We start from the raw sequence: 21671 nt of genomic DNA, 5'->3' as shown, positions 1-21671 counted from the left end.
TACCCATGGGTGAAGCCTCCAGTGGTTAATCCCTCATTAACCCTGATTTGTAAAGGATATGTATGATATGAAAAAATCAGTGATAATACTCCTCTCAACCGTAGCGCTGCTTGTCGGCTGCGTACATAACGAAATACCCGATAATACGACTCTCGCCGGCGATCGTACCTTTACTCTCACGGCTTCCACGCCCGGCGACGACGGTGGGAGCATCGCTACCCGCCTTGCCCTGAGTGAAAGCGAGGAGGGAATTACCGTGAAGTGGAAAGAGGGCGACGCGCTGAATCTCTGTTTCGTAAGCGGCGGCGGAGGGGTGGTAAAAACAGTAAGTGCCGTCCCCGTTACCAATATCCGCAACGGCGGCAAGACGGGTGATTTCGCCATTGATATTCCCGTTGGAATAACCGAACCGTTCGACCTTTACGGCGTCTATGGTGCGGAGTTCACAGGGGCAGATTCCAAGGAGATCCTGTTTCCCGCAATGCCTTCTGGAGCGGCATTGAGTGACGCGGAACCTGTCTGTATCCTGCGTTTCGAAGCGAAAAACCTCACGGGCACAACTCCCGTTTCGGTATCTTTCTCGCACCTTGGTGCGTTGCTGGGCATATCGTTGATCAACGGTTTGGAGAGTAGTTATACCGTCAACAGCCTATCTGTTGCGAGCAGTGGCAGCAACTGGCTATTCAATGCCACGGGACAGGCAATTTACGATATTGACACCGGTGAGTTTACGGATAACAAAGAGGGCAATGCGCTCTTCTTTCCCGCCATGGCCACTACCATTGCCGGGGGAACATCGGAAAAAGCCTATTGCTGGTTTGTTCCTGTCGTGCCTGCCAATCCTGCAGGGAACATAACCGTTACCCTTAACGGGACGGCCACGACACAACCCCTTCCTGCCAAGACCTTCACTGCGGGCAAATATTACCGGCTTATGCTGGCATGGGATGGTGCGGAATGGAAACATGCAAGAATGCCATCGGTAACCGGTCTGGTTGCGCATTGGAAATTTGATGGTGATGCCAATGACGCTGTCGGAACCAACGATGGGACTGTACACGGAGCAACCCTTACTACCGACCGGTTTGGCAATGCAAACAGTGCGTATAGTTTTAATGGAACGAATAATAATATACGTGTGGCTAATTCGGACATAGCGGCGTTTGGTACACAGTCATTCTCATGTAATGTTTGGGTGAATGCCTCTTCTTCAGGCGGTAATTTTCAGCATATTGTAACTCATGATAATTGTTATGATGGTGAGGGATGGTTTATCCGATTTAATTCCGGCAAGCTTGATATATGGGAAAGCAGAAGTTATGGGAGGAGTTATATATCTGAAAAGACATATAATGATGAGACATGGCACATGGTAACGTATGTGCGTGATGTGGAGCAAAAGAAAGGCTTGTTGTATGTTGACGGCGTTTTTGTGGGAAATTATGTTTTAAGCGCTATCCCCTATCTTTCATCCGGAAAACCATTACGTTTCGGCTCTTGTGCCGAATGTTGTCATTATTATAACGGTAAAATCGATGATATCCGTCTGTACAATAACGCATTATCGGCAGAGGAAATCATATATTTGTACCAATCGGAGTCAATCGGAATGGTCGTGAATCCCCTCTCGCGCTTTGCCACCCATAACCTGGATGTACTCAATACATTCACGGCAGGCGATGAACAGACCACCAAGGGGAAGATGTATCAATGGGGGAGAAATATTCCATTCCCCGCGGAGGGAGATATAACAATTGTGGGTGGGATTGCTGCTTCGTTGAATGATCCCAAGATATGGAGCGACGATTTTATCGTTAGTGCTGCAGGTTCATGGCACCCTTCCCCCAATAGAACCGATACATGGAGATCTCTGATTGCTCAGGCTTCATCGGCGCCGGAATCCTATCGGGGGACAAATACGCGCTACCCGGGAGATCCCTGCCCTGACGGATGGCATCTTCCCTCGCCTGCGGAGTGGACGGCTATCCTGCCTTTCAGCGGTGCCACCTACGGATTTTCGTTTAATGATCACTCCGACAGAAGCGAAGCGATAGACCTTGATAACGACGGGACGCCCGAAAATTGGCTTGCCGATTACAGGAAGATCACGGACAACTCCATGGTGGGTTTGAAATATAAAGGAACCTCGTTGGCTACCGCCTTTAAATATGAATGGATAAGTGCAACCAACGCGATGAAGATCTCCGCCGTCCGGGCGAATGCCTTTACGACCATCGGGCAGGTGAGGGACGCCTCCTTCGATTGGAGCGGCGCTGTTGTCCGCTATTTTCCCACCGCGGGGAACCGTAGTTTTGGCTATGGGACAATAGACGCGATATATGGTAATGTGGGTTTTTACTGGACATCGGAAGCCGCCCCGGACGCTACATATGATATCTGGCTGGCTTATATAAAAAATACAACGGCCTATATAACACGGGACGATGCCGGTAGTATCTTGGCAAAGCGTGGAAACGGTTATCTGGTCCGCTGTATAAAGAATTAATGATCTAAGGTTTTGGGGCATGCCTGCCTGCTTGCACATGTTCGCCGCCGGTATAATCGTTGATATAAAGAATATCGCGGCAAGATTTCTATCTTTCTTTGGAAAAAATATCAGATGGATCGAAAATATTATTCTGTTGCCGGGCACACGTTTTGTCTCGTAATGCCCGAAAGAGACCCGCTATGGGCAATGCTTACCCCTTACGCGCCGTTTGAATGCGCCGCTGCCCGGGACGCAGTGCTTTTCACCCTTATCGTGGATGAAAAGGCAGCCGTGCCGTCGGCCGACGGAGATTTTGCCGGTAGTTTCGGCGTGGACGGTTCACGGATGGATGTATACCGTACCGGAATAGGTTATGCCTATTACCTGGCTGCTCCCGGGGAAACGGGTGTCAGCCGGATATTCATGCCACACGGATGCCGGGAAGTAACCATCGTGCCGGCAGGTAAAAAGTTGTCCCGTTTCTTCGCGCTGAATAACGCGCTGATGTTAATGTACGCTTTTGCCTCGGCCCCACATGATACCCTGCTGATGCACGCTTCCGTCATCAACCGTGGCGGCAAAGGGTTTCTCTTCCTGGGCAAAAGCGGCACGGGCAAAAGTACCCATAGCCGCCTGTGGCTGGAGCATATCGCGGGCAGCGGACTGTTGAACGACGATAATCCCGTAGTGCGCATCATAGACGGTCAGCCGTGGGTTTTCGGTTCGCCATGGAGCGGGAAAACATCTTGTTACAAAAACGAAAGCGTTCCGGTAGATGGTATCGTGAAGTTGCAGCAGGCGCCGGAGAACCGCGTTGAAAGACTTTCGCCGCTGAAAGCGTATGCCGCCCTTCTACCCGCCTGCTCGTGCATGAAGTGGGAGGAAAATATAATGGGCGGCGTACATGATACAGTGGAAAAGCTGGCTGTCGGCGCGGGATGTTACCGGTTGTGCTGCCTGCCCGATAAAGAGGCGGTAATATTATGTTGTTCTACAGTAAGCGACACCTGAATGAAAACCGTGACTTTGCCTAATGAAAAGTTGCTGGCAGAGGTGGCGATGCTCCTTTCGGAAGGAAGGAGCATCACCCTCAGGGCCAAAGGCAATAGCATGCTCCCTTTTATCGTGGGGGAGCGGGACAGCGTGGTGCTTCAGAAGAACGGCCGTGTACATCCCGGTGATATTGTACTGGCAGAGATCACACCGCGGCAATTTGTGCTGCACCGCGTTATAAGAGTAAAGTACGGGCACATCATCCTGATGGGGGATGGCAACCTCTCCGGTACCGAGGAGTGCCGGGAAAAAAATGTTCACGGACGGGTAGTTGCTGTCATCAGGAATGGCCGCTACATTGCCTGTGATGAAAACAGCGAACAGGTAAAGGTGCTGATATGGCACCTGCTTTTACCGGTGAGAAGGATTTTACTTGCCATATACAGGCGGATCATTCTCAATTGATGGATAAAAAATCAAATAATCGTATGCGAATAAAACAGGGATTTACACTTCGTTCCGTTGCCGGAGAGTATATTGTGGCGGGTGAAGGGCTGCAACAGGTCAATTTCAACAAACTGATCGCACTCAATGCTTCGGCTGCTTACCTGTGGCGGGAAGTGGAAGGCAAGGAATTTGATATTGAATTGCTTGCCGGTTTGTTGATGGCAAAATATGGCCTCCCTGCCGGCCAGGCAATGGGCGATGCTTCGGGGATCGCCGGAGAGTGGGTAAAATCCGGAATAGCAGAAACATGAACAAGCCGGAACAACAGTTCTTCGCTTTATTGCGTTGTGGATTGTGGGGCGGTTTGCCGGATAAGGGGCTGTTTTCGGGCGCTACCGATTGGGACGCTATCCTGGCTATGGCGACGATGCAAACCGTCAGGGGAATTTTGTTCGATGCCGTGATGGAACTGCCCGCCGGGTTACAGCCGCCTGCCCAATGGATGCGCGAATTGCACCGGGTTGTGATCCGCATTGAACAAAGCCATGAATTATTGCACCGGCGGATAGCGGAGGTTGTTCCCTTGCTGCAATCAGCAGGTATCCGCCCTGTTTTGTTGAAAGGGCAGGGGGTGGCCCGGAATTATCCCAACCCGCTCCGCCGGCAGTGCGGCGACATCGATCTATATGTAGGGGAGGAGGATTATGAGAAAGCATGCCGGATCGTAGATGGTTGGGGGAATGTATCGGGAAAGGAGTCGGAAAGCCTTAAACATGCCCATTTCCGGCGTAACGGTGTGGTCGTTGAAGTGCACCGTATTGCAGAACGATTGTACCGTCCTGTACTGGATAATCGCTTTCAGGTGTGGACGAAAAAACAGCTTTCAGGCTCCACGTTAAAAGTATTGAATGTGAAAGGTGTGGATATTTTTTTGCCTCCGGTCAATTTTAACGTGTTGTATATTTTCAACCATGCCTACCATCATTTCCTTTGTGGTGGTGTGGGATTGCGGCAATTGTGCGACTGGGTCATGTACCTGAATGCCTTTTCGACGGAAATTGACAGCTGTCAGCTGGAAACCGACCTGAAGGCGTTCGGCCTGTCACGTGCCTGGAGAATTTTTGGCGTTCTTGCCGTGAACGAACTCGGCCTGCCGGAAGAAAAAATGCCGCTTTATTCTCCCGTGCATGGCAGGCAGTCGCGTAAAGTACTCGAAAAGATACTGCAATCCGGGAATTTCGGCCAGTATGCCTCCCGTCGGATGCGACGGCCGAAAGGATATTTCCAGGGGAAATGGCACTCCCTTATTTACATGCATACGCACTTGGGCGCTATTGTTCTTCTGTTCCCGAAAGATGTAGTTGCCTATTATTCCTATTTTCTGTATAACGGAGTGAAACAAGTGGTACTCGATAAATCAGGGAAACAATATCCGGCATGGTAAGAACTTGTATGCAATGGCTTTGGAATAGTTCGCACGGCATTCGTTCCCATATTATGTTGAATGGGATCACAGGAATTTTGCGCGTGTGCGCTTCGCTGTTGTTCATATACGTATGTAAGCAGCTTGTGGATATGGCTACCGGTGTATCGGCCGGCCGGTTGGAATATTATGTTGGCCTGCTTATCGTGGCCATCGTCTTGGAGTTGCTCCTGTCGGCATGGAGTACGCGGCTGGAGAATAGAAACGGTATTTGGTTGAAAAACAGATTGAGGTTCCGGCTTTTTTCCCAACTGATGGTTGGGTGTTGGGATGGCAAGGAGCGTTATCATAGTGGCGATGTGGTGAACCGTCTGGAAGAAGATGTGCGTGTCGTGGGCGAACTGCTCAGCAAAACATTCCCTTTGGTTTGTATCACGGGATTTCAACTGCTTGCGGTGTTCTTTTTCCTTTCCCGGTTGGATAGCCGGTTGGCATGGATGCTGTTGTTGATCATGCCCCTGTTTCTTGCCGTCAGCAAGTTTTATATGAAACGTATAAGGCTCATGACAAAAGAGATTCGTGCCACCGATAGTAATGTACAGGCGCATTTACAGGAAAATCTGCAACATCGTCCACTGATACAAAGTTTTGAACAAAGTCCGGTTGTGACGGAAAAGCTTGGCACACTCCAGGAGAACTTGTTTTCACAAGTGATGAAGCAAGCCAATTTTACATTGTATTCACGTCTGATGGTATCGGCCGGGTTTGCTGCCGGGTATGTGACGGCTTTTCTCTGGGGAATAAAAGGAATGAATGAGGGGGCTATCACGTTTGGGGTCATGACTGCCTTTTTGCAACTGGTAGGCATGATTCAGCGTCCGATTGTTGAACTGAGCAGGCAGATTCCGGTTTTTGTCCAGGGGATGGCATCCGTGGAGCGGTTGGGCGAACTGGAAGAATTGCCGGTAGAAGAGCAGGGGAAATCGCTGACAATGAAGGGTGAAGTTGGTATCCGCCTGGAAAATGTCTCGTTTGCCTATCCTGATGGAGAGAGGAACGTGATAGATCGATTCTCGTACGATTTTATACCGGGCAGCCGGACGGCTATCATCGGCGAAACAGGGGTGGGTAAAAGTACCCTGATACGCTTGATGCTTGCCCTGCTACGTCCGGAAAAGGGGGTTATCCGGTTATACAATGATAATACCGAAATGGATGTGACAGCGATGACACGAAGTAACCTGGCTTATGTGCCACAAGGGAATACATTGATGAGCGGAACTGTTCGGGAGAATCTGCTGCTGGGAAACCCCGATGCCACTGATGAAGAACTGCGGATGGCGCTTTTTACAGCTGCCGCCGGGTTTGTGTATGAGTTGCCCGAAGGACTGGATACCCTTTGCGGCGAGCGGGGAGCCGGGCTGAGTGAAGGGCAGGCTCAACGGATATGCATTGCTCGGGGGGTATTGCGTCCGGGAAATGTGCTGCTTCTGGATGAATTCAGCGCTTCGATCGATGCCGCGACCGAACGGCTATTACTGGAGCGGCTCGCACTACAGACTACCGGAAAAACGGTAATCTTTATCACCCATCGTGAAGTGGTCACTGAATTCTGCGACCGTGTGATACGATTGGAAAAGATTTTTACGAATCAGGAAGATAAATGTATGTTTTGAAAATAGGTGCTTGTTATTCGTCTATAAATTTGTAAATATACGTGAGAATAACGGATGAATTATTCACAAGAAATGAACCGATATCATGTTTAGCTTATTTAGATTTCTGTTTTTGTCAAAAAATAAAATTGTTTACCGTTCCATTGCGTGTGAATGTCAAACTAATTCACTCCGTGTGTATCGATTGGCGCACGGAAAAAGAGCGAAATGTAACAAGGATTATCAGGTTTTGCAGAAACTCAGAAAACAGGAAATCATTAAGGGTATGTCATACTTGATTTAGAGAATTCTTTTATCCTTTCTTGGAAATTCGTTTGCGGTCGTTTTCATCAAGCAGTATCTTGCGGAGGCGCATGTGTTTGGGTGTTACCTCCACATATTCGTCTTCTTTGATGTACTCAAGTGCTTCTTCGAGGCTGAAGACGATGGGTGGCGATAGTTGTGCCTTATCATCACTTCCCGATGCACGTACGTTGGTCAGTTTTTTCGATTTGGTGACATTAACTACCAAATCACCTTCTTTACTATGCTCACCGACCACCTGTCCTTCATATACGTCTGTTTGCGGTTCAATGAAAAACCGGCCCCTGTCCTGTAATTTGTCCAAAGCATAGGCGTATGCATTTCCCGATTCGCCTGCAATAATGGATCCATTCTGACGTTTCTCGATCACTCCTTTCCATGGGCGGAATTCCAGAAAACGGTGCGCCATGATGGCCTCTCCGGCAGAGAGGGTGAGTACGATATTGTTCAATCCGATGATACCTCTCGACGGGATTACAAACTCCATGTGCATGCGGTCGCCCTTATTCTCCATGGTGAGCAGTTCTCCCTTGCGGCGGGTGATGACATCGATAATCTTACTGGCCGACTCTTCGGGGAGATTCACCGTAAGCTGTTCCATCGGCTCACACTTTTCTCCACCGATCTCCTTGATGATCACCTGTGGTTGTCCCACCTGCAATTCATACCCTTCGCGGCGCATGGTTTCGATCAACACCGAGAGATGCAATACCCCTCTACCAAATACGATCCATGAGTCGGCACTACCTGTTTCTTCCACGCGGAGTGCCAGGTTTTTATCCAGTTCCCTCATCAACCGGTCGTAGATGTGACGGGAGGTTACATATTTGCCGTCCTGACCGAAGAAAGGTGAATTGTTAATGGTGAAGAGCATCGACATAGTCGGTTCGTCGATAGCGATAGGGTCGAGTGGTTCCGGTTTTTCCAGATCGGTAATGGAGTCGCCGATATCGAATCCTTCGATCCCAATCAGGGCGCAGATATCTCCGGAAGTTGCCTCGTCTACTTTGACGCGTCCTAATCCTTCGAAGAGGTTCACCTCCTTGATACGGATTTTTTTGATACTTCCATCCCGCTTGCAGAGGGCGTAATCCTTGTTGGCGATGATTATGCCGCGGTGCACACGTCCTACGGCAATACGACCCACATAATTGGAATAATCGAGGGATGTGATCAGCATCTGTGGCGTTCCTTCCAACACTTTGGGTGCGGGAATATATTTGATGATGGCATCTAGTAGGGGAATGATACTGCCGGACGGTTTTTTCCAGTCGTCGGACATCCATCCCTGCTTGGCTGAGCCGTAGATGGTGGGGAAATCGAGTTGTTCTTCGGTGGCGTCGAGACTAAACATCAGGTCGAATACGTTCTCCTGCACCTCCTCGGGGCGACAATTGGGCTTGTCAACCTTGTTGATCACCAGGATGGGTTTTAAACCGATCTCGAGCGCCTTTTGCAATACGAAACGGGTTTGTGGCATGGGACCTTCAAAAGCGTCGACCACTAACAGGCAGCCATCCGCCATATTGAGCACGCGCTCCACTTCTCCACCGAAGTCGGCGTGTCCCGGCGTATCGATGATATTTATCTTGACATCGTTGTATCGTATGGAGACATTTTTTGAGAGGATAGTAATACCCCGTTCCCGCTCCAGGTCGTTGTTGTCGAGGATCAAGTCTTCGGTCGGTTGGTTGTCTCTGAAGAGATGACCTGCCATCAACATTTTATCTACCAAGGTGGTCTTGCCGTGGTCAACGTGAGCGATGATGGCTATATTTCGTATATTCTGCATGTAAACAATCTTTTTAGGGGCGCAAAGATACGGATTTTCAACGAGAAATTGATGATATGATTCACTTTAGTGATAATATATCTCATTTGTTTTTTATAGGATAGTGAAAGACCAGGGATAATTTGACAATTGAAAATTGAAAATGGTAGATGGTATAATGTGTGAACAACTATTATATATAATTTTAAACTGTTATTTATAGTTATACTTACAATATATATAGTTGATGGATGGATTATTTCTCTACATTTGTAGGGTGGAATCTTTAAAATACAACATGAATATGCTGAAAGGTAGCTCGATTGTTTCGAATTATGAGTCTGACATTGCCGGCGATTATGGTAGTTCTTGTAATAAATATAGAAGATGCTCAATGAATTACATAAAAGTATTTATATTCGCAATTCTGATTGTGGGTTGTACCAATCGTTCAGGGCAAAATATGCATGAAAATGAAGTCGAATTTTATACCATTGATATTGAGCAATGTTTAGGAACAGAACAGACGGTATTGATGTCGGATATTGCCGACACGGTTGAATATATTGTTCTAAAAACACCGGATGAAGTCGTGATTACCGGCATTCGTCAGGTTATCCCTTACGGTAATTATTTATTTATTCGTGCGCGCGGGGTAATTTATAAATTTCGTAAAGATGGACAGTTTGTCCGGCAAATTGGCGCAAGGGGACAAGGCCCTGGTGAGTATTTAATTGCAGCCAGCTTTTTTATAGATCCACAAAAAAAGGAGATCGTAGTAGGAGAACCCAACCAATTATTGTACTACTCCATAGAAGGCAATTATCTTCGCCATATAAGTCGGCAGTTCAGTGAATTTGCACTATCTGATTCTTTGATATGGATTGCCAACTATCCGGGGCATTGGGAAAAATTTGAAGCCCTTTCACTTACCACGACAGGGGATACAGTGTCATCTATTCCAAATAAAGTTTATGGGACAGGTCAAGACAATGGTTATCAAGTTGCTGTTACATCAAGAATGTCCGCACCATTCTATCATTACAATGGCCACGCATTTTATAAAGGTTTTGACGACAATGATACGATTCGGAAGCTTTCGGGCGCTCAAGCAACCCCATACGCTTTTATCGATTTTGGGAAGTATAAATTACCGCTTGAATATAGTCCTGGAACATCCGGATTTGCAACATATGGTTATAAGTATTTAGGAGTGCCTTTTATTTCAGAGGATGCAGATTACTTTTTCTTTGCTCCTGAGAATCGTGCTACTGGAGCATCTGATTTTTGCTTGTATAATAAAAAAAGCAAGTGTGGGTTTATTGTGACAGACGAAAACGGGCAAGGAATAACCGATAATATTTTAGGGGGACCCAATATTAAGCTGTTTTGGATTACAGGGGAATATAAAATTGGTGCTATCGAAGGCTATCAGTTATTGGAAAGTATGGAACAAGGAGAATATTCACCAATTCCCGCTTTTAAGAAACAGTTGTCGGGAATTAACGACGATACCAATCAGTTAATTATTTTGTGCCGTAATAAACAAAGCAAAAACAAATAAATCAAAAGTGTTATTCCAAAGGAATGAGAATTATTATCTTTAGGATTGGTTAATTATAAAAATATATAATAATGAGACGATTGACAGAGAAAGAAGAAGAGATCATGCAACACTTTTGGGATAATGGTCCCCTGTTTGTACGTGAAATACTGGATAAATATCCTGATCCGAAACCTCATTACAACACAATATCCACTGTCGTGAGGTTGTTGGAAGAAAAAGGTTTTGTCGATCACAAAGCGTACGGGAGCACTTTCCAGTATTTTGCTGCTGTCTCCCGTGAGACCTATAAAGGCAAGGCATTGAAAAAAGTGATTTCAGATTATTTTGATAATTCATACACCAATGTAGTCTCTACCCTGATCGAGGAAGAGAGCTTGTCGTTGGATGAACTAAAAGGATTGATTGAGAAGATAGAAAAAGGAAAGCAAAGATGATAGGAGCATTCATTCTATATCTGGTAAAAGCGACGGTTTGCTTTGTGGCCTTCTCCCTCTTTTTCCGTCTGTTGCTGATAAGAGAGACTTTTTTTCGTTTTACGAGGGTCGCTTTGATCGTGGGATTATTGATCTGCTCTCTTCTTCCGTTGATAAAGATAGAGATAAAACAACCCCATATGTTTCAAAAGCCTATCGAAAGGTTGGAGAAGATAGTTGCCTCGTATAAAACTTCTGAAAATGGTTTTGCCGGTTTGGATGCAAGGATGGGAATTCCCGAAGGTGGGGAAAGGAGCCTGATTTCTGAAGGGATCGGTTTGACAGCACCGAATCAAAAGATGAGAAGTAGCGAAGAGGGGGATAGAATTATGCCTTACGGCAAAGAACCCGTTGTAAGTCAGAGAAAAGGTTTTTCCTTCATTTATATTGTCTTTGTCATATATCTGCTGGGATTGTCGGTCATGTGCATACGATTGGTTCTGTCGCTACGGCGGTTGTGGCTCCTTTTCCGGAATAGTCCGATCACGGAGTGTGAGGGATACCGGTTAGTCATTTGCCGGGAGGATATTGTACCATTCAGTTTTTTCAACTACATCGCGCTTTCGGAGGCAGACTATCACTCTAATGCCCGGGAGATCATCCTCCATGAGCAGATGCATATCAGATATCGTCATAATATAGATGTTATGTTCTCTGAACTATTGTTGCTGATACACTGGTTCAACCCTGCGGTTTGGTCGCTCTATAACGATTTACGGGAAGTACACGAATATGAGGCCGATAACGGGGTAATAGAGCAGGGGACAGATGCACGGGCATATCAACTTCTATTAGTAAAAAAAGCGGTTGGCGAAAGGCGCTTCACTTCCGTCGTCAACAGTTTCAATCAATCAAAAATTAAAAACAGAATTACTATGATGTTACGAAAAGAATCGAATTCGTGGGCACGACTGAAGGTTTTGCTAATCGTGCCGTTGATGGCGGGAGTGCTTCTCGCGTTTTCTCATCCGGAGAAAGAACAAAAGATGGAATCTCTCCTCTCACAGGACAAAGGTAAAAGTATGGCGGAACAGGTACAGGAAAATCCTTTTTTCTATTGGGAAGAGCTACAGCAATTTTGTAAGGAAAAAGGTATTGGTCTGAAAGAAATGGTAAGAAAGACTCTGCCAAGTAATCAGGTTGTGCAGATACAGATCAATTCCGAAAATCAGATGATATATGAAAACCATCTCTCGAAAGTAGAATTTAAAACTCCTGAAGAAGGGAACAGTGCAGAGTCTCTCCGGGCCTTGAAGAAAATTATTGTGGAGGCGATGGACAAAAATAATCCAGATCCGGTTTATTTTACATTGTTGGATGATGGTTTGGCTTCTACCCGATTTGTTTTCACATTTTTGAATTCCACGTTGCCTGCAGCTTATGAAGCAGCACTGAATGATATGTCGGAGCGGGACAATATTCCGGTTGTCAGCTTGAGAAAAGAGAAGCCGTTATTGCTATTGTATGGCATTCCTGAAAATGAGAAGAAGGAAGGTCGCGTAGAAAAAAAATGGGAAAAACTGAAGAGTGATAACATCATTCTTCGTACGTCGGCGATGAAGGATGGTAAAGAAAACAATCTCTTTTACTCAGTGCATCGCAGCAAGAAAAATCAAAAAATGGGAGTTGTCGAGGTTCTTCGTATAGAATCTTATAGTGAACAGGGAAAAGGGACACAGATGTCTTATTCCTCATCTTATTCTGCAGCATCGTTGTTCGACTCTGTGGATATAACCCTGGTTGTTACGGGCAGCGAGATACCTATAAGCGATATTGAAGAGACGAAAGAGATACTCGATAATAAGTTAAAAACAAGAAAATCTATTTTTGTGATGAGTATGCCAATACCATAATAGTTATCTTTAAAAGCAAGCGGTTGGTATAAGGTGCTTCACTTCCGTTACCAACCGCTTTTTCGTGGAAAAAAGTAAAACAGAATTACCACGATTTTCACAAGGACAAAAATATAAAAAAGTTTGTATATTTGGGCCTATGAAAGATTTACTCTTCACACATTCTTATGTAAGGTGTTTATCCTTATTCATTTTAATACTTGTTTCATTTCCAAAGATAGATAGTCAGGATCTATCAGAAAAAAACAACACTATTTCGTTGCCTTTCATTGAACTTACTTTTGATGAAACAAAAGGCGAGATTGCACATAACTCCGGCACTGCCGGCTCCAGGTTTGATGCCGTTGTTGGGTAGCCTGAAAAATAAGCCGGTAGGTATTTTACAGATAAATGCCGGTAATCATCAAACTTGGTAGGAACTGTTTATTGATTTAGATAGAACGATTGCAGGGAAGCATGACAAAGTCTATTTGTTATTTAAAGGTAATGGTAAAGCAAACTCCTTTTTCAAAATCGACTGGTTTATTTTTCGATAAACTGTTTAAATAGTGAATTTCCTTTTATTTTATTTATAAAATAAATTGTGCTGGTATGGAGAGTCGTATCAGTTGATTTACGAAGCGACAGATTTATTTTAACTGTTTTGTTTGTTTGTGAATTTTATTCCTTATATTTGTTGTGATCATATTCTAATAATCGAATTAATTACATGTGATTTGCTGTGAATAAATGAAATATTGAAAGCAATAATATATTAAATCTAAAAGAAAAGGTATGAAAAAGTTATTTTTTATCGGAGTTTTGGCAATAGCTTGTTCTTGTTCATCATCCAAAAAAGTGGCCGTAGATAATCAGCCATATTCGCCATCAGAAAGAGTGTTGGTCAATAGTCAAACATTTCTATTGACAGAAATTTCGGCTGATAAGAGTTATGGTTATACAGAAGATAATCCTATAAAAGTGGGTGGTGTTGACAAAAAGGAAGGACCTTTGAATGAAAGGAGATTTTTGAACGCATTGGCTGGGCCCCAAGGCGAGAAAGTGAGTTATTACAGGTTAGGTAGCTGTTGTATTTTTGATACCGAGAACGGCCTTAATGGAAGAGGACTCCTCGATAATTACAGAGTAACCTGGGAAGGCTCTAAAGATACCGTTTCCATCTATATCAATATGTATGACTATGGGCAATTAAAAGCCCCCGTTGGATTTACCATAAAGAAATAGTAACAACCGTAAATGAAATTCATATTAAAATTTTTTTAAAGATTAGAGTTTATATCGAATAAGGTTTAAGATGCCTGATTTCAATGGACTCATTCTTTAATCAACATAATGCCTATTAGACCTAAAATAACTTAGTATGTATTGGTACCTGAAAGTTATAGAACATTATACTGATTTTTATGGGCGTGCAAGAAGGAAAGAGTATTGGATGTTTTTCCTGTTCAATATCATTTTTATAGTTGCAGCGATAATTCTCGATAACGTGTCGGGATTAACTTTTCGACATTTTCATGGTTACGGCTGGTTTTATCTGATGTATAGTTTGATTGTATTTGTGCCTTCTTTGGCTGTATGTGTGCGTCGTTTGCATGATACCGGGAGAGGCGGTTGGAATTATTTATACTCATTGATACCACTGATAGGCTCTATTATGCTCCTCATTTGGATGTGTGAAGAGGGCGTGACGGGTGAAAACGAGTGGGGACCGGATCCGAAAAATTGATTATGACTGGAATATGGTGTGGTGCAACACAGCAAAAAATAGAGTTGACGTGAATATCATAATTGCAATATTAAATGTACAGTAATGAATAAAAGAATAACACTGCTGGTTTTGGGTTTGGGGACATTTTTTTTGATTTATTTGCTAAAAATGATACAGTTGGACAACTACAGATTCTCGAAAAATGGGAAAAGGTAGATAGTGACGACCCTAAACTTTTTGTTGCTACTTCAACTATTATGAATTGACTATTGAATATGGGGATGAACAAGCGAAGAGATTTGCAAAAAGACAATTAGACGAACTTAAAAAAGTTTATCCATAGCCAAAGCTTTTGCTTGTATCGATTCGAAAAAAATTATTTGGATATTTATCGAAAAAATATTTTCTTTGCGAAATTTTTTTAGTAGCAATTATTTTTAATGGAACCAATTTGTCGGTTAAAAGACATATATAAAGCACTTTATTCTTACGAGAAGCAGTTTGCAGAGGAAACAGGTATCACGATCAACGAGGCGGCATTGCTTTGTTGCCTGAAAGATGGTAAGCCAAAATCGGCCAATGAACTATCTGATTTTATCGATTTGTCCGGTTCGCGGGTGTCGCGTATTATCCACACAATGGAAGAAAAAGGATTTATCCTGAGGGAAATCGGGTCATCCGACAAACGGCAGATGATTTTTACACTGACGGCTGCCGGGAAGAATAAAATAAAAGAGATGGGTACGTTCAATGTTGATGTAAATTCTTTGATGGACAAATTGAATGCTATTGCCAAAGAATAAATTTTTTGACAATATGGTTGCTATTAACAAATATATGTATTGACAAACAATTAACACATAAAAATGAAGATTATTATTATCGGGGGAGTAGCCGGAGGAGCTACTGCGGCAGCACGTCTCAGGAGATTGGATGAAGAGGCGGAAATTGTGATTTTTGAGAAAGATGAGTACGTATCGTATGCCAATTGTGGATTACCCTACCATATTGGTGGAACCATCAAAGAGCGGGACGAACTGTTTTTGCAGACTCCGGGAGGATTTAAAAGCCGTTTCGATATTGATGTGCGTGTAAAATCGGAAGTAATTTCTATAGATCCGGAGCGGAAAACTGTCACTGTAAAAGATTTGGAAACAGCAACCCAATATGAGGAAAATTACGATAAATTGGTTATTTCTACCGGAGCGAAACCTATAAAGCCACCCATTAACGGCATAGAGGGCGAGAATATTTTCTCATTACGGAATGTGCCGGATATGGATCGGATCAAATCGGTTATTGCTACGAGGAAAGCTACTTCAGCCGTGATCGTAGGTGCCGGCTTTATCGGTTTGGAGATGGCTGAGAATCTGAAAGAGGTGGGATTGTCGGTGACGGTCGTTGAGCAGGCTGATCAGGTGATGGGTGTCGTGGATTATCCAATGGCGGCTATGGTTCATCAATATCTCCGTACGCGAAAAATCAATCTTTTGTTGAAAGAAAAAATAACGGCATTCGAATCGAAGCGAGATCGTACTGTTGTGCATATGGAAAGCAAGAAAATCATCGAAGCGGATATTGTCATATTGAGTATCGGAGTCTCGCCGGAGAATGGCCTGGCCAAGAATGCCGGTCTGGAAATCGGAACCCTCGGAGGAATCAAGGTGAATGACTATATGCAGACTTCCAATAAAGATATTTATGCGGTGGGTGATGCCATCGAAGTAAACCACCTTGTTACCGGGAAACCTGCCCTTATCCCGTTGGCAGGCCCTGCGAACAAACAGGCGAGGATCGCTGCCGATAACATCGTCTACGGAAATAAAAGGATTTATAAAGGGACTATCGGCACTTCGGTGGCCAAAGTCTTCGATATGACGGTCGTTGCTGCCGGTGCTTCGGAAAGATTACTTGCCCGGGAAGGAATCGAATATAAGACGTCGATCAGCCATGCCGGTTCGCATGCCGGTTATTATCCCGACGCTTTGCCGTTGACTGTGAAGATCAACTTCGCTCCCGACGGGAAACTGCTCGGGGCGCAGGTGGTAGGCTTCGACGGTGTGGACAAGCGTATTGATCTGTTAGCACAGGTCATCCGTAACGGGGGAACGGTTTACGATCTTCAGGAGATAGAGCATGCCTATGCACCGCCCTTTTCATCGGCAAAAGATCCTGTGAATATGGCTGGATTTATTGCCGAGAATATCCTTGCCGGACGCGTAAAGGTGATCCAATGGGATGATATGCTGAAGGTGAAACCCGAGACGATGATCCTTGATGTAAGGACCAAAGAAGAGTTTGAATTCGGGCATCTCGGGAATGCGGTGAATATTCCCGTGGATGAATTACGAAGCAGGCTCTCCGAAATCCCGACCAATATACCGGTATATGTCTATTGTGCAGTAGGATTACGTGGCTATACAGCTTCCCGTATTCTTTTACAGCATGGTTATACGGCTATCTATAATTTGTCGGGAGGATATAAAACCTATTCCTGTGTGCTGCAGGATCAACTGAGTGCTTCCGGGGGAAAAGGCATTGAATGTGACTTCTTTCCGGTGATCAAAGATGATGGTGAGATAAAGGTAGAACCGGAGAAAAAAGTGATCGTGGATGCTTGTGGGTTACAGTGCCCGGGTCCTATCCGGGAATTGAAAAAGCATTATGATACCTTATCGACCGGACAGCAACTGACGATCAAAGTAACCGACCAGGCTTTCGGACAGGATTTGAACGCCTGGTGTAATATGGTCGGTGCGAAACTGATCGGTATGGATCATATGGGAGGAGTGATTACGGCTATGGTAGAAAAAACGGAGTCGAAAAACCTTGCTGTTTCCACGAATCGCGATGCAATGCAAGGTAGTGATACGAAAACACTGATTGTTTTCAGTGATGACCTTGACAAAGCATTGGCAACATTCGTGATAGCGAATGGTATGTTGGCTGCGGGTAAGAAGGTGAGCATATTCTTTACTTTCTGGGGATTGAGTGTGATCAAGAAACAGGATAAACCGGCTGTGCAAAAAGATCTTATCTCCAGGATGTTTGGTATGATGCTGCCGTCGAACAGCCGTAAGCTGGGATTGTCGAAGATCAACATGATGGGAGCCGGTGGGAAGATGATGCGCTCAGTGATGAAAGATAAGCATATAGACAGCTTGGAGAATCTGATGCAGCAAGCCATAGAGGGTGGGGCAGAGTTGATTGCCTGTTCCATGTCGATGGATGTGATGGGCATCAGGAAAGAAGAGTTGGTGGAAGGCGTGACTATCGGAGGAGTAGCCACTTACCTTGAAAGGGCTGAACAGTCGAATATCAATTTATTTATATAAAATCAAATTAGCATACATAATAGACAATAGAATATGGGATTTTTTGGAAATATGTTCAAATCGTCGGGTAGTGCCGAATTAAAGGAAAAGATTCAAAATGGCGCGATGTTATTGGACGTGCGTGAAGTAGACGAGTATAAATCAGGACATGCGAAGGGATCGGTAAATATTCCGCTTTTCCTTTTGCCGACTGAAATGGACAGGCTCGATAGGAGCAGACCTATTGTGGTTGTCTGTCTGAGTGGTGGGCGAAGTGCCCAGGCAGTGGGTTTGCTCAAAAGGCGGGGATTTGAAGCCTACAATGGTGGGGGATGGCATTTGTTTGCATAAAGCATAGTTGGATATAGCAATGAACACCGATTGGAATAAACGTTATTCTTCGGAGGAATATGTTTACGGAAAGCAACCGAATGATTTTTTCCGGACAATAATGGAAACGTTATCTCCGGGAAAAATTTTATTACCTGCAGAGGGAGAGGGGAGAAATGGCGTATATGCCGCACTCAAAAAGTGGAATGTTACAGCGTTTGACAGTAGTGTTGTCGCCCTTCAAAAAGCATTGAAGTTTGCACGGGAAAATGATGTTCAGATGATTTATCATTTATGTGATTATCCGGATTTCAATTGCCATGAAGCTGATTTTGATGTGATCGCATTTATTTATGCTCATGTGCCATCCCTACAAAAATCTGCCTATTACCGGAATCTGTTACCTTGTCTGAAGCCCGGAGGTAAAGTAATCTTCGAAGCATTCAGTAAAAAACAGGAAAAACAGCAACAAAATAATCCCCAGGCAGGTGGACCAAGGGATTCGGGTATGCTTTTCTCTCTTGAAGAAGTTGAAGAGATTTTCAGCGGTTTTCGTATCCTCAGATTAGAGGAAAAAGAGATCTTTCTGTCCGAAGGATTTGGACATACAGGAACTTCTTCAGTGATCCAATGCATTGCTGAAAAAAAATAACTTACCATCGTTGATCGCCTTTTAATACGGTTGCGTATATTTGCCTTTTACAACCAATTATACAAGATGGTATATGTGGACTCCCGCAAAACAATTCGAGACACCGGTTAGTTCAGGATTTACTCTTCCGGTTAGATTACCTTATGTGGATTTCAAATGCCCTGATTTTAAAACAGATCATGAATAAAATAGTAACGATATTTGTTATGATAGGCCGTATTTTATGTTGGCACAAATTTATAATGACTTGAATGATAATGAAAGTGCATTGGATACATTTTATGTGGCAAAATCAAGCGTCTCGAAAGAGCCAAATTTATATATAAATATCTTGTTTAATATAGGATTATTGGAATCGTTAAAGGGTGTAACCACGACAAAGCCGAGCCTGTATTCATTGAACTGTTTGAAAGATATATGAAATAAAAATAAATTATGAAAAGAATATTTTTGTTCAAGTTATTTGTTCTGATTTCTGTTTCTTCTTGTTTTTGTAATTCATGGGAAACTGTTAAAGAGAGAAGATGGGAGGGATGGATTTATGATCTTCATTCTTTTAATTTTGATCCTGATCCTGATCCAACCAATTGCGGAATAGATGATAATCCGATATTGACTGAATTGGAGGCAGTTTTTTTGAATGAGTATTTGAAAAATGCAATTAAATTGAATGACTTCAATTTTTATAGCAAGAGAATTTTGTTTGTTACAGGCAGTGGTGGTGGAAAACTTGGATCGAAGAGTGAGTATTTTGATAAAGTTAGGGAATGGAAAGAAAAACATAACGCCAAGATATCAACGGGGCTTTTTCTATTAGATGAAAAACAGAAAGAAGAATATGGATATGATGCAATTGTAACATATTGGGTAAAAGTACTAACACCAAAATCCACCAAAAAACTATTAGAGAAGACAAAAGAGAATTTTCAGGATGTCATTGCTTATCTAATTGAAACCACGACAGAATTTCCAGGAGGCGATGATGCGATGTATGTAGAATCTAAAAGCCATGATGTTTTTTCAGACAGCATCAAATTTACAGAATATATTTACACCAATATACATTATCCTTTGATTGATCTTGTTAATGGTGTGGAAGGAATGGCAGTCTATAAATATGGGATTGATAGTGTGTTGAACATACGTCAAATAGAAATAGTCCGTTCGAGTGGCAGTAGTTCTCTTGATATGGAGGGAAGGCGCTTGCTCTGGACAATTCCAGTGAAAAAGGATAATTGGCCTGCACATGATATTACTATCTACTTTAAATTGGAAGATAACAAAATATACAGGATGGAGGAAGTATTGGAAGATATACCTGTGTTTCCCGGAGGAGCTGAAGAGATGGTGAAGTTTATTTCAACCAATTTAAGATGGCCTCTTGAGTATGCAGAATCGGCTATCGTAGGTACTATAATTTGTGGAGTAATTATAGAGAAGGATGGGTCAATTGGTGCCGTTGAAATTGTAAGACCTTTAGAGCGGTATATTGACGCAGAGGCAATGAGGGTTATAAAAAGAATGCCGCAATGGAAACCGGGAAAAAAGGATGGAAAGCCTGTTCGGGTATATTATCTTGTCCCCCTAAGAATACAACTTTTGAGTTAAGATTCAAAAAATCCAATGAAAAAACAAATACCGAATTATCTCCTAAAAATTCGACTGAACTGTATTATTTATGTATAATAATAAAAAGTAATGGATGGATGGTGATGAAGCATCATATATAGATTTATGTCGTAAAGGAGATACTGGAGCATTCCGATATATCGTTACCGAATACCATCAACTGGTATATACACTACCGTAAATCTATTGATGAGGGATTTGAAGATGTACTCCCTCTTTTAACTTGCCTGCCAATTCTTATTTCACTGTAAGTATTGTTTTTGTTAAATTATTGAGTAAATTTGTGCGTGCACAAGCTGTAACATGATTTTACCATATTAACGAGGGATTTAGTCCCACAACTATGTAGTTCTTAAAGATTTACCATTATTAAAAAAGAAAGTGATGAAAAAAGTATCATTGATATTCACTTTTCTCTTAACAACTCTGTTAAGTTTTGGACAGAGTGGCCATTTAATTCCTGCAAGAGATTTCAATGCTTATGAGGGGCAATTAAAAGGGTTTTACGATAAGGTGTTCCCATTGCTTCATACCGGGTTTTCTCAAAACCCGTATGCACGGTATGCTTCTATGCCCTCTTTTGACAGTGAATATGCTTTCTCCGTGGAGAAAATTGACGGTAAATATTTTATCCTCTCGAACACCCTTTCAGAAAATTATTGGTATGCCAGAAATAGAATGGCCGTTAAGGTAGTTACTTGTAAAACGGAAATCGATAAAGGGTTGTATCTGAAAATTGGTGAGTTATTTAGACTATTGGCAAATCAGACTAAAGCGCGAGTGCCGAAAAAAAATCCATGAAAATTGACGGAAAAATGGTTGAACTTGAAGAAAATGAGGTGATTATGGATGGAACAAGTTATTATTTTGCAACTACTGACAAAAAAGGAGCAATTAAAACAGGTGAAACCCATTCTCCTCGTAAAGATTCTAAAATGGACAGGGTGGTCAAAATGTGTGATAAATTACACGCTATGACAACAGAAGATATTCTTTCGCCAAAAGATATTGACGCTTTAATCAATGAACTAAAACAATAGGTAA

At 43.3% G+C, this 21671-nt stretch carries 20 protein-coding genes; 19 read left to right on the top strand and 1 reads right to left on the bottom strand.

Annotated elements, in window-relative coordinates; genetic code table 11:
- Positions 1–67: 67 nt before the first annotated feature.
- From VB073_RS08965 to VB073_RS08940, 6 genes are all read left to right on the top strand, one after another.
- On the top strand, positions 68–2506 hold the full coding sequence (locus VB073_RS08965; protein ID WP_323403818.1) for a LamG domain-containing protein: 2439 nt from the start codon (positions 68–70) through the stop codon (positions 2504–2506).
- A gap of 114 nt (positions 2507–2620) precedes the next feature.
- Positions 2621–3499: a hypothetical protein gene (locus VB073_RS08960; protein WP_323403817.1), complete on the top strand. Its 879-nt coding sequence runs from the start codon at positions 2621–2623 to the stop codon at positions 3497–3499.
- On the top strand, positions 3500–3946 hold the full coding sequence (locus VB073_RS08955) for a S24/S26 family peptidase (RefSeq protein ID WP_323403816.1): 447 nt from the start codon (positions 3500–3502) through the stop codon (positions 3944–3946).
- Positions 3947–3969: 23 nt separating this feature from the next.
- On the top strand, positions 3970–4239 hold the full coding sequence (locus VB073_RS08950) for a PqqD family protein (protein ID WP_323403815.1): 270 nt from the start codon (positions 3970–3972) through the stop codon (positions 4237–4239).
- Complete coding sequence (locus VB073_RS08945) at positions 4236–5372, top strand: nucleotidyltransferase family protein (RefSeq protein ID WP_323403814.1); 1137 nt, start codon at positions 4236–4238, stop codon at positions 5370–5372. Before VB073_RS08950 ends, VB073_RS08945 begins: the two co-directional genes overlap by 4 nt.
- Positions 5366–7027, top strand: a complete 1662-nt coding sequence (locus VB073_RS08940; protein ID WP_323403813.1) for an ABC transporter ATP-binding protein — start codon at positions 5366–5368, stop codon at positions 7025–7027. The genes VB073_RS08945 and VB073_RS08940 overlap by 7 nt, the downstream gene beginning before the upstream one ends.
- Before the next feature lie 292 nt (positions 7028–7319).
- Here VB073_RS08940 and typA read toward each other — a convergent pair whose 3' ends face one another.
- Positions 7320–9122 (bottom strand): translational GTPase TypA, encoded by a 1803-nt coding sequence (gene typA / locus VB073_RS08935; RefSeq protein WP_323403812.1) that lies wholly within the window; start codon positions 9120–9122, stop codon positions 7320–7322.
- A 226-nt stretch (positions 9123–9348) separates the two neighbouring features.
- On the opposite strand from typA, the gene VB073_RS08930 reads away from it, so the two are divergent.
- The 13 genes from VB073_RS08930 to VB073_RS08870 all read left to right on the top strand — a co-directional run bounded on the left by VB073_RS08930 (position 9349) and on the right by VB073_RS08870 (position 21667).
- Positions 9349–10665, top strand: coding sequence for a 6-bladed beta-propeller (locus VB073_RS08930; RefSeq protein ID WP_323403811.1), 1317 nt, complete (start codon positions 9349–9351; stop codon positions 10663–10665).
- Between the two features lie 71 nt (positions 10666–10736).
- Positions 10737–11102: a BlaI/MecI/CopY family transcriptional regulator gene (locus VB073_RS08925; protein WP_323403810.1), complete on the top strand. Its 366-nt coding sequence runs from the start codon at positions 10737–10739 to the stop codon at positions 11100–11102.
- Positions 11099–12994, top strand: a complete 1896-nt coding sequence (locus tag VB073_RS08920) for a M56 family metallopeptidase (protein WP_323403809.1) — start codon at positions 11099–11101, stop codon at positions 12992–12994. The genes VB073_RS08925 and VB073_RS08920 overlap by 4 nt, the downstream gene beginning before the upstream one ends.
- Before the next feature lie 64 nt (positions 12995–13058).
- Entirely contained in the window at positions 13059–13349 is a 291-nt protein-coding gene (locus VB073_RS08915; protein ID WP_323403808.1) for a hypothetical protein, read from the top strand.
- 419 nt (positions 13350–13768) lie between these two features.
- Positions 13769–14218 carry a hypothetical protein gene (locus VB073_RS08910; RefSeq protein WP_323403807.1) on the top strand — a complete coding sequence of 150 codons (450 nt, stop codon included), beginning with the start codon at positions 13769–13771 and terminating at the stop codon, positions 14216–14218.
- 136 nt (positions 14219–14354) lie between these two features.
- Complete coding sequence (locus VB073_RS08905; RefSeq protein ID WP_323403806.1) at positions 14355–14720, top strand: DUF805 domain-containing protein; 366 nt, start codon at positions 14355–14357, stop codon at positions 14718–14720.
- Between the two features lie 422 nt (positions 14721–15142).
- A complete protein-coding gene (locus tag VB073_RS08900; protein WP_323403805.1) occupies positions 15143–15505 on the top strand; it encodes a MarR family winged helix-turn-helix transcriptional regulator in 363 nt (120 codons plus the stop codon).
- A 63-nt stretch (positions 15506–15568) separates the two neighbouring features.
- Positions 15569–18037 (top strand): FAD-dependent oxidoreductase, encoded by a 2469-nt coding sequence (locus VB073_RS08895; RefSeq protein WP_323403804.1) that lies wholly within the window; start codon positions 15569–15571, stop codon positions 18035–18037.
- A 33-nt stretch (positions 18038–18070) separates the two neighbouring features.
- Entirely contained in the window at positions 18071–18367 is a 297-nt protein-coding gene (locus tag VB073_RS08890; protein ID WP_323403803.1) for a rhodanese-like domain-containing protein, read from the top strand.
- A gap of 100 nt (positions 18368–18467) precedes the next feature.
- Positions 18468–18998 (top strand): class I SAM-dependent methyltransferase, encoded by a 531-nt coding sequence (locus VB073_RS08885; protein WP_323403802.1) that lies wholly within the window; start codon positions 18468–18470, stop codon positions 18996–18998.
- Between the two features lie 435 nt (positions 18999–19433).
- Positions 19434–20606: an energy transducer TonB gene (locus tag VB073_RS08880; RefSeq protein WP_323403801.1), complete on the top strand. Its 1173-nt coding sequence runs from the start codon at positions 19434–19436 to the stop codon at positions 20604–20606.
- Between the two features lie 405 nt (positions 20607–21011).
- A complete protein-coding gene (locus tag VB073_RS08875; RefSeq protein ID WP_323403800.1) occupies positions 21012–21428 on the top strand; it encodes a hypothetical protein in 417 nt (138 codons plus the stop codon).
- Positions 21425–21667, top strand: a complete 243-nt coding sequence (locus VB073_RS08870; protein ID WP_323403799.1) for a hypothetical protein — start codon at positions 21425–21427, stop codon at positions 21665–21667. The genes VB073_RS08875 and VB073_RS08870 overlap by 4 nt, the downstream gene beginning before the upstream one ends.
- The last annotated feature ends 4 nt before the right edge of the window (positions 21668–21671 follow it).

This window comes from Proteiniphilum sp., assembly GCF_034927365.1.
In the GTDB taxonomy this organism is placed as follows: domain Bacteria; phylum Bacteroidota; class Bacteroidia; order Bacteroidales; family Dysgonomonadaceae; genus Proteiniphilum.
The sequence above is the reverse complement of the archived record's forward strand: the minus strand, read 5'-3'. Positions and strand labels throughout refer to the sequence as shown.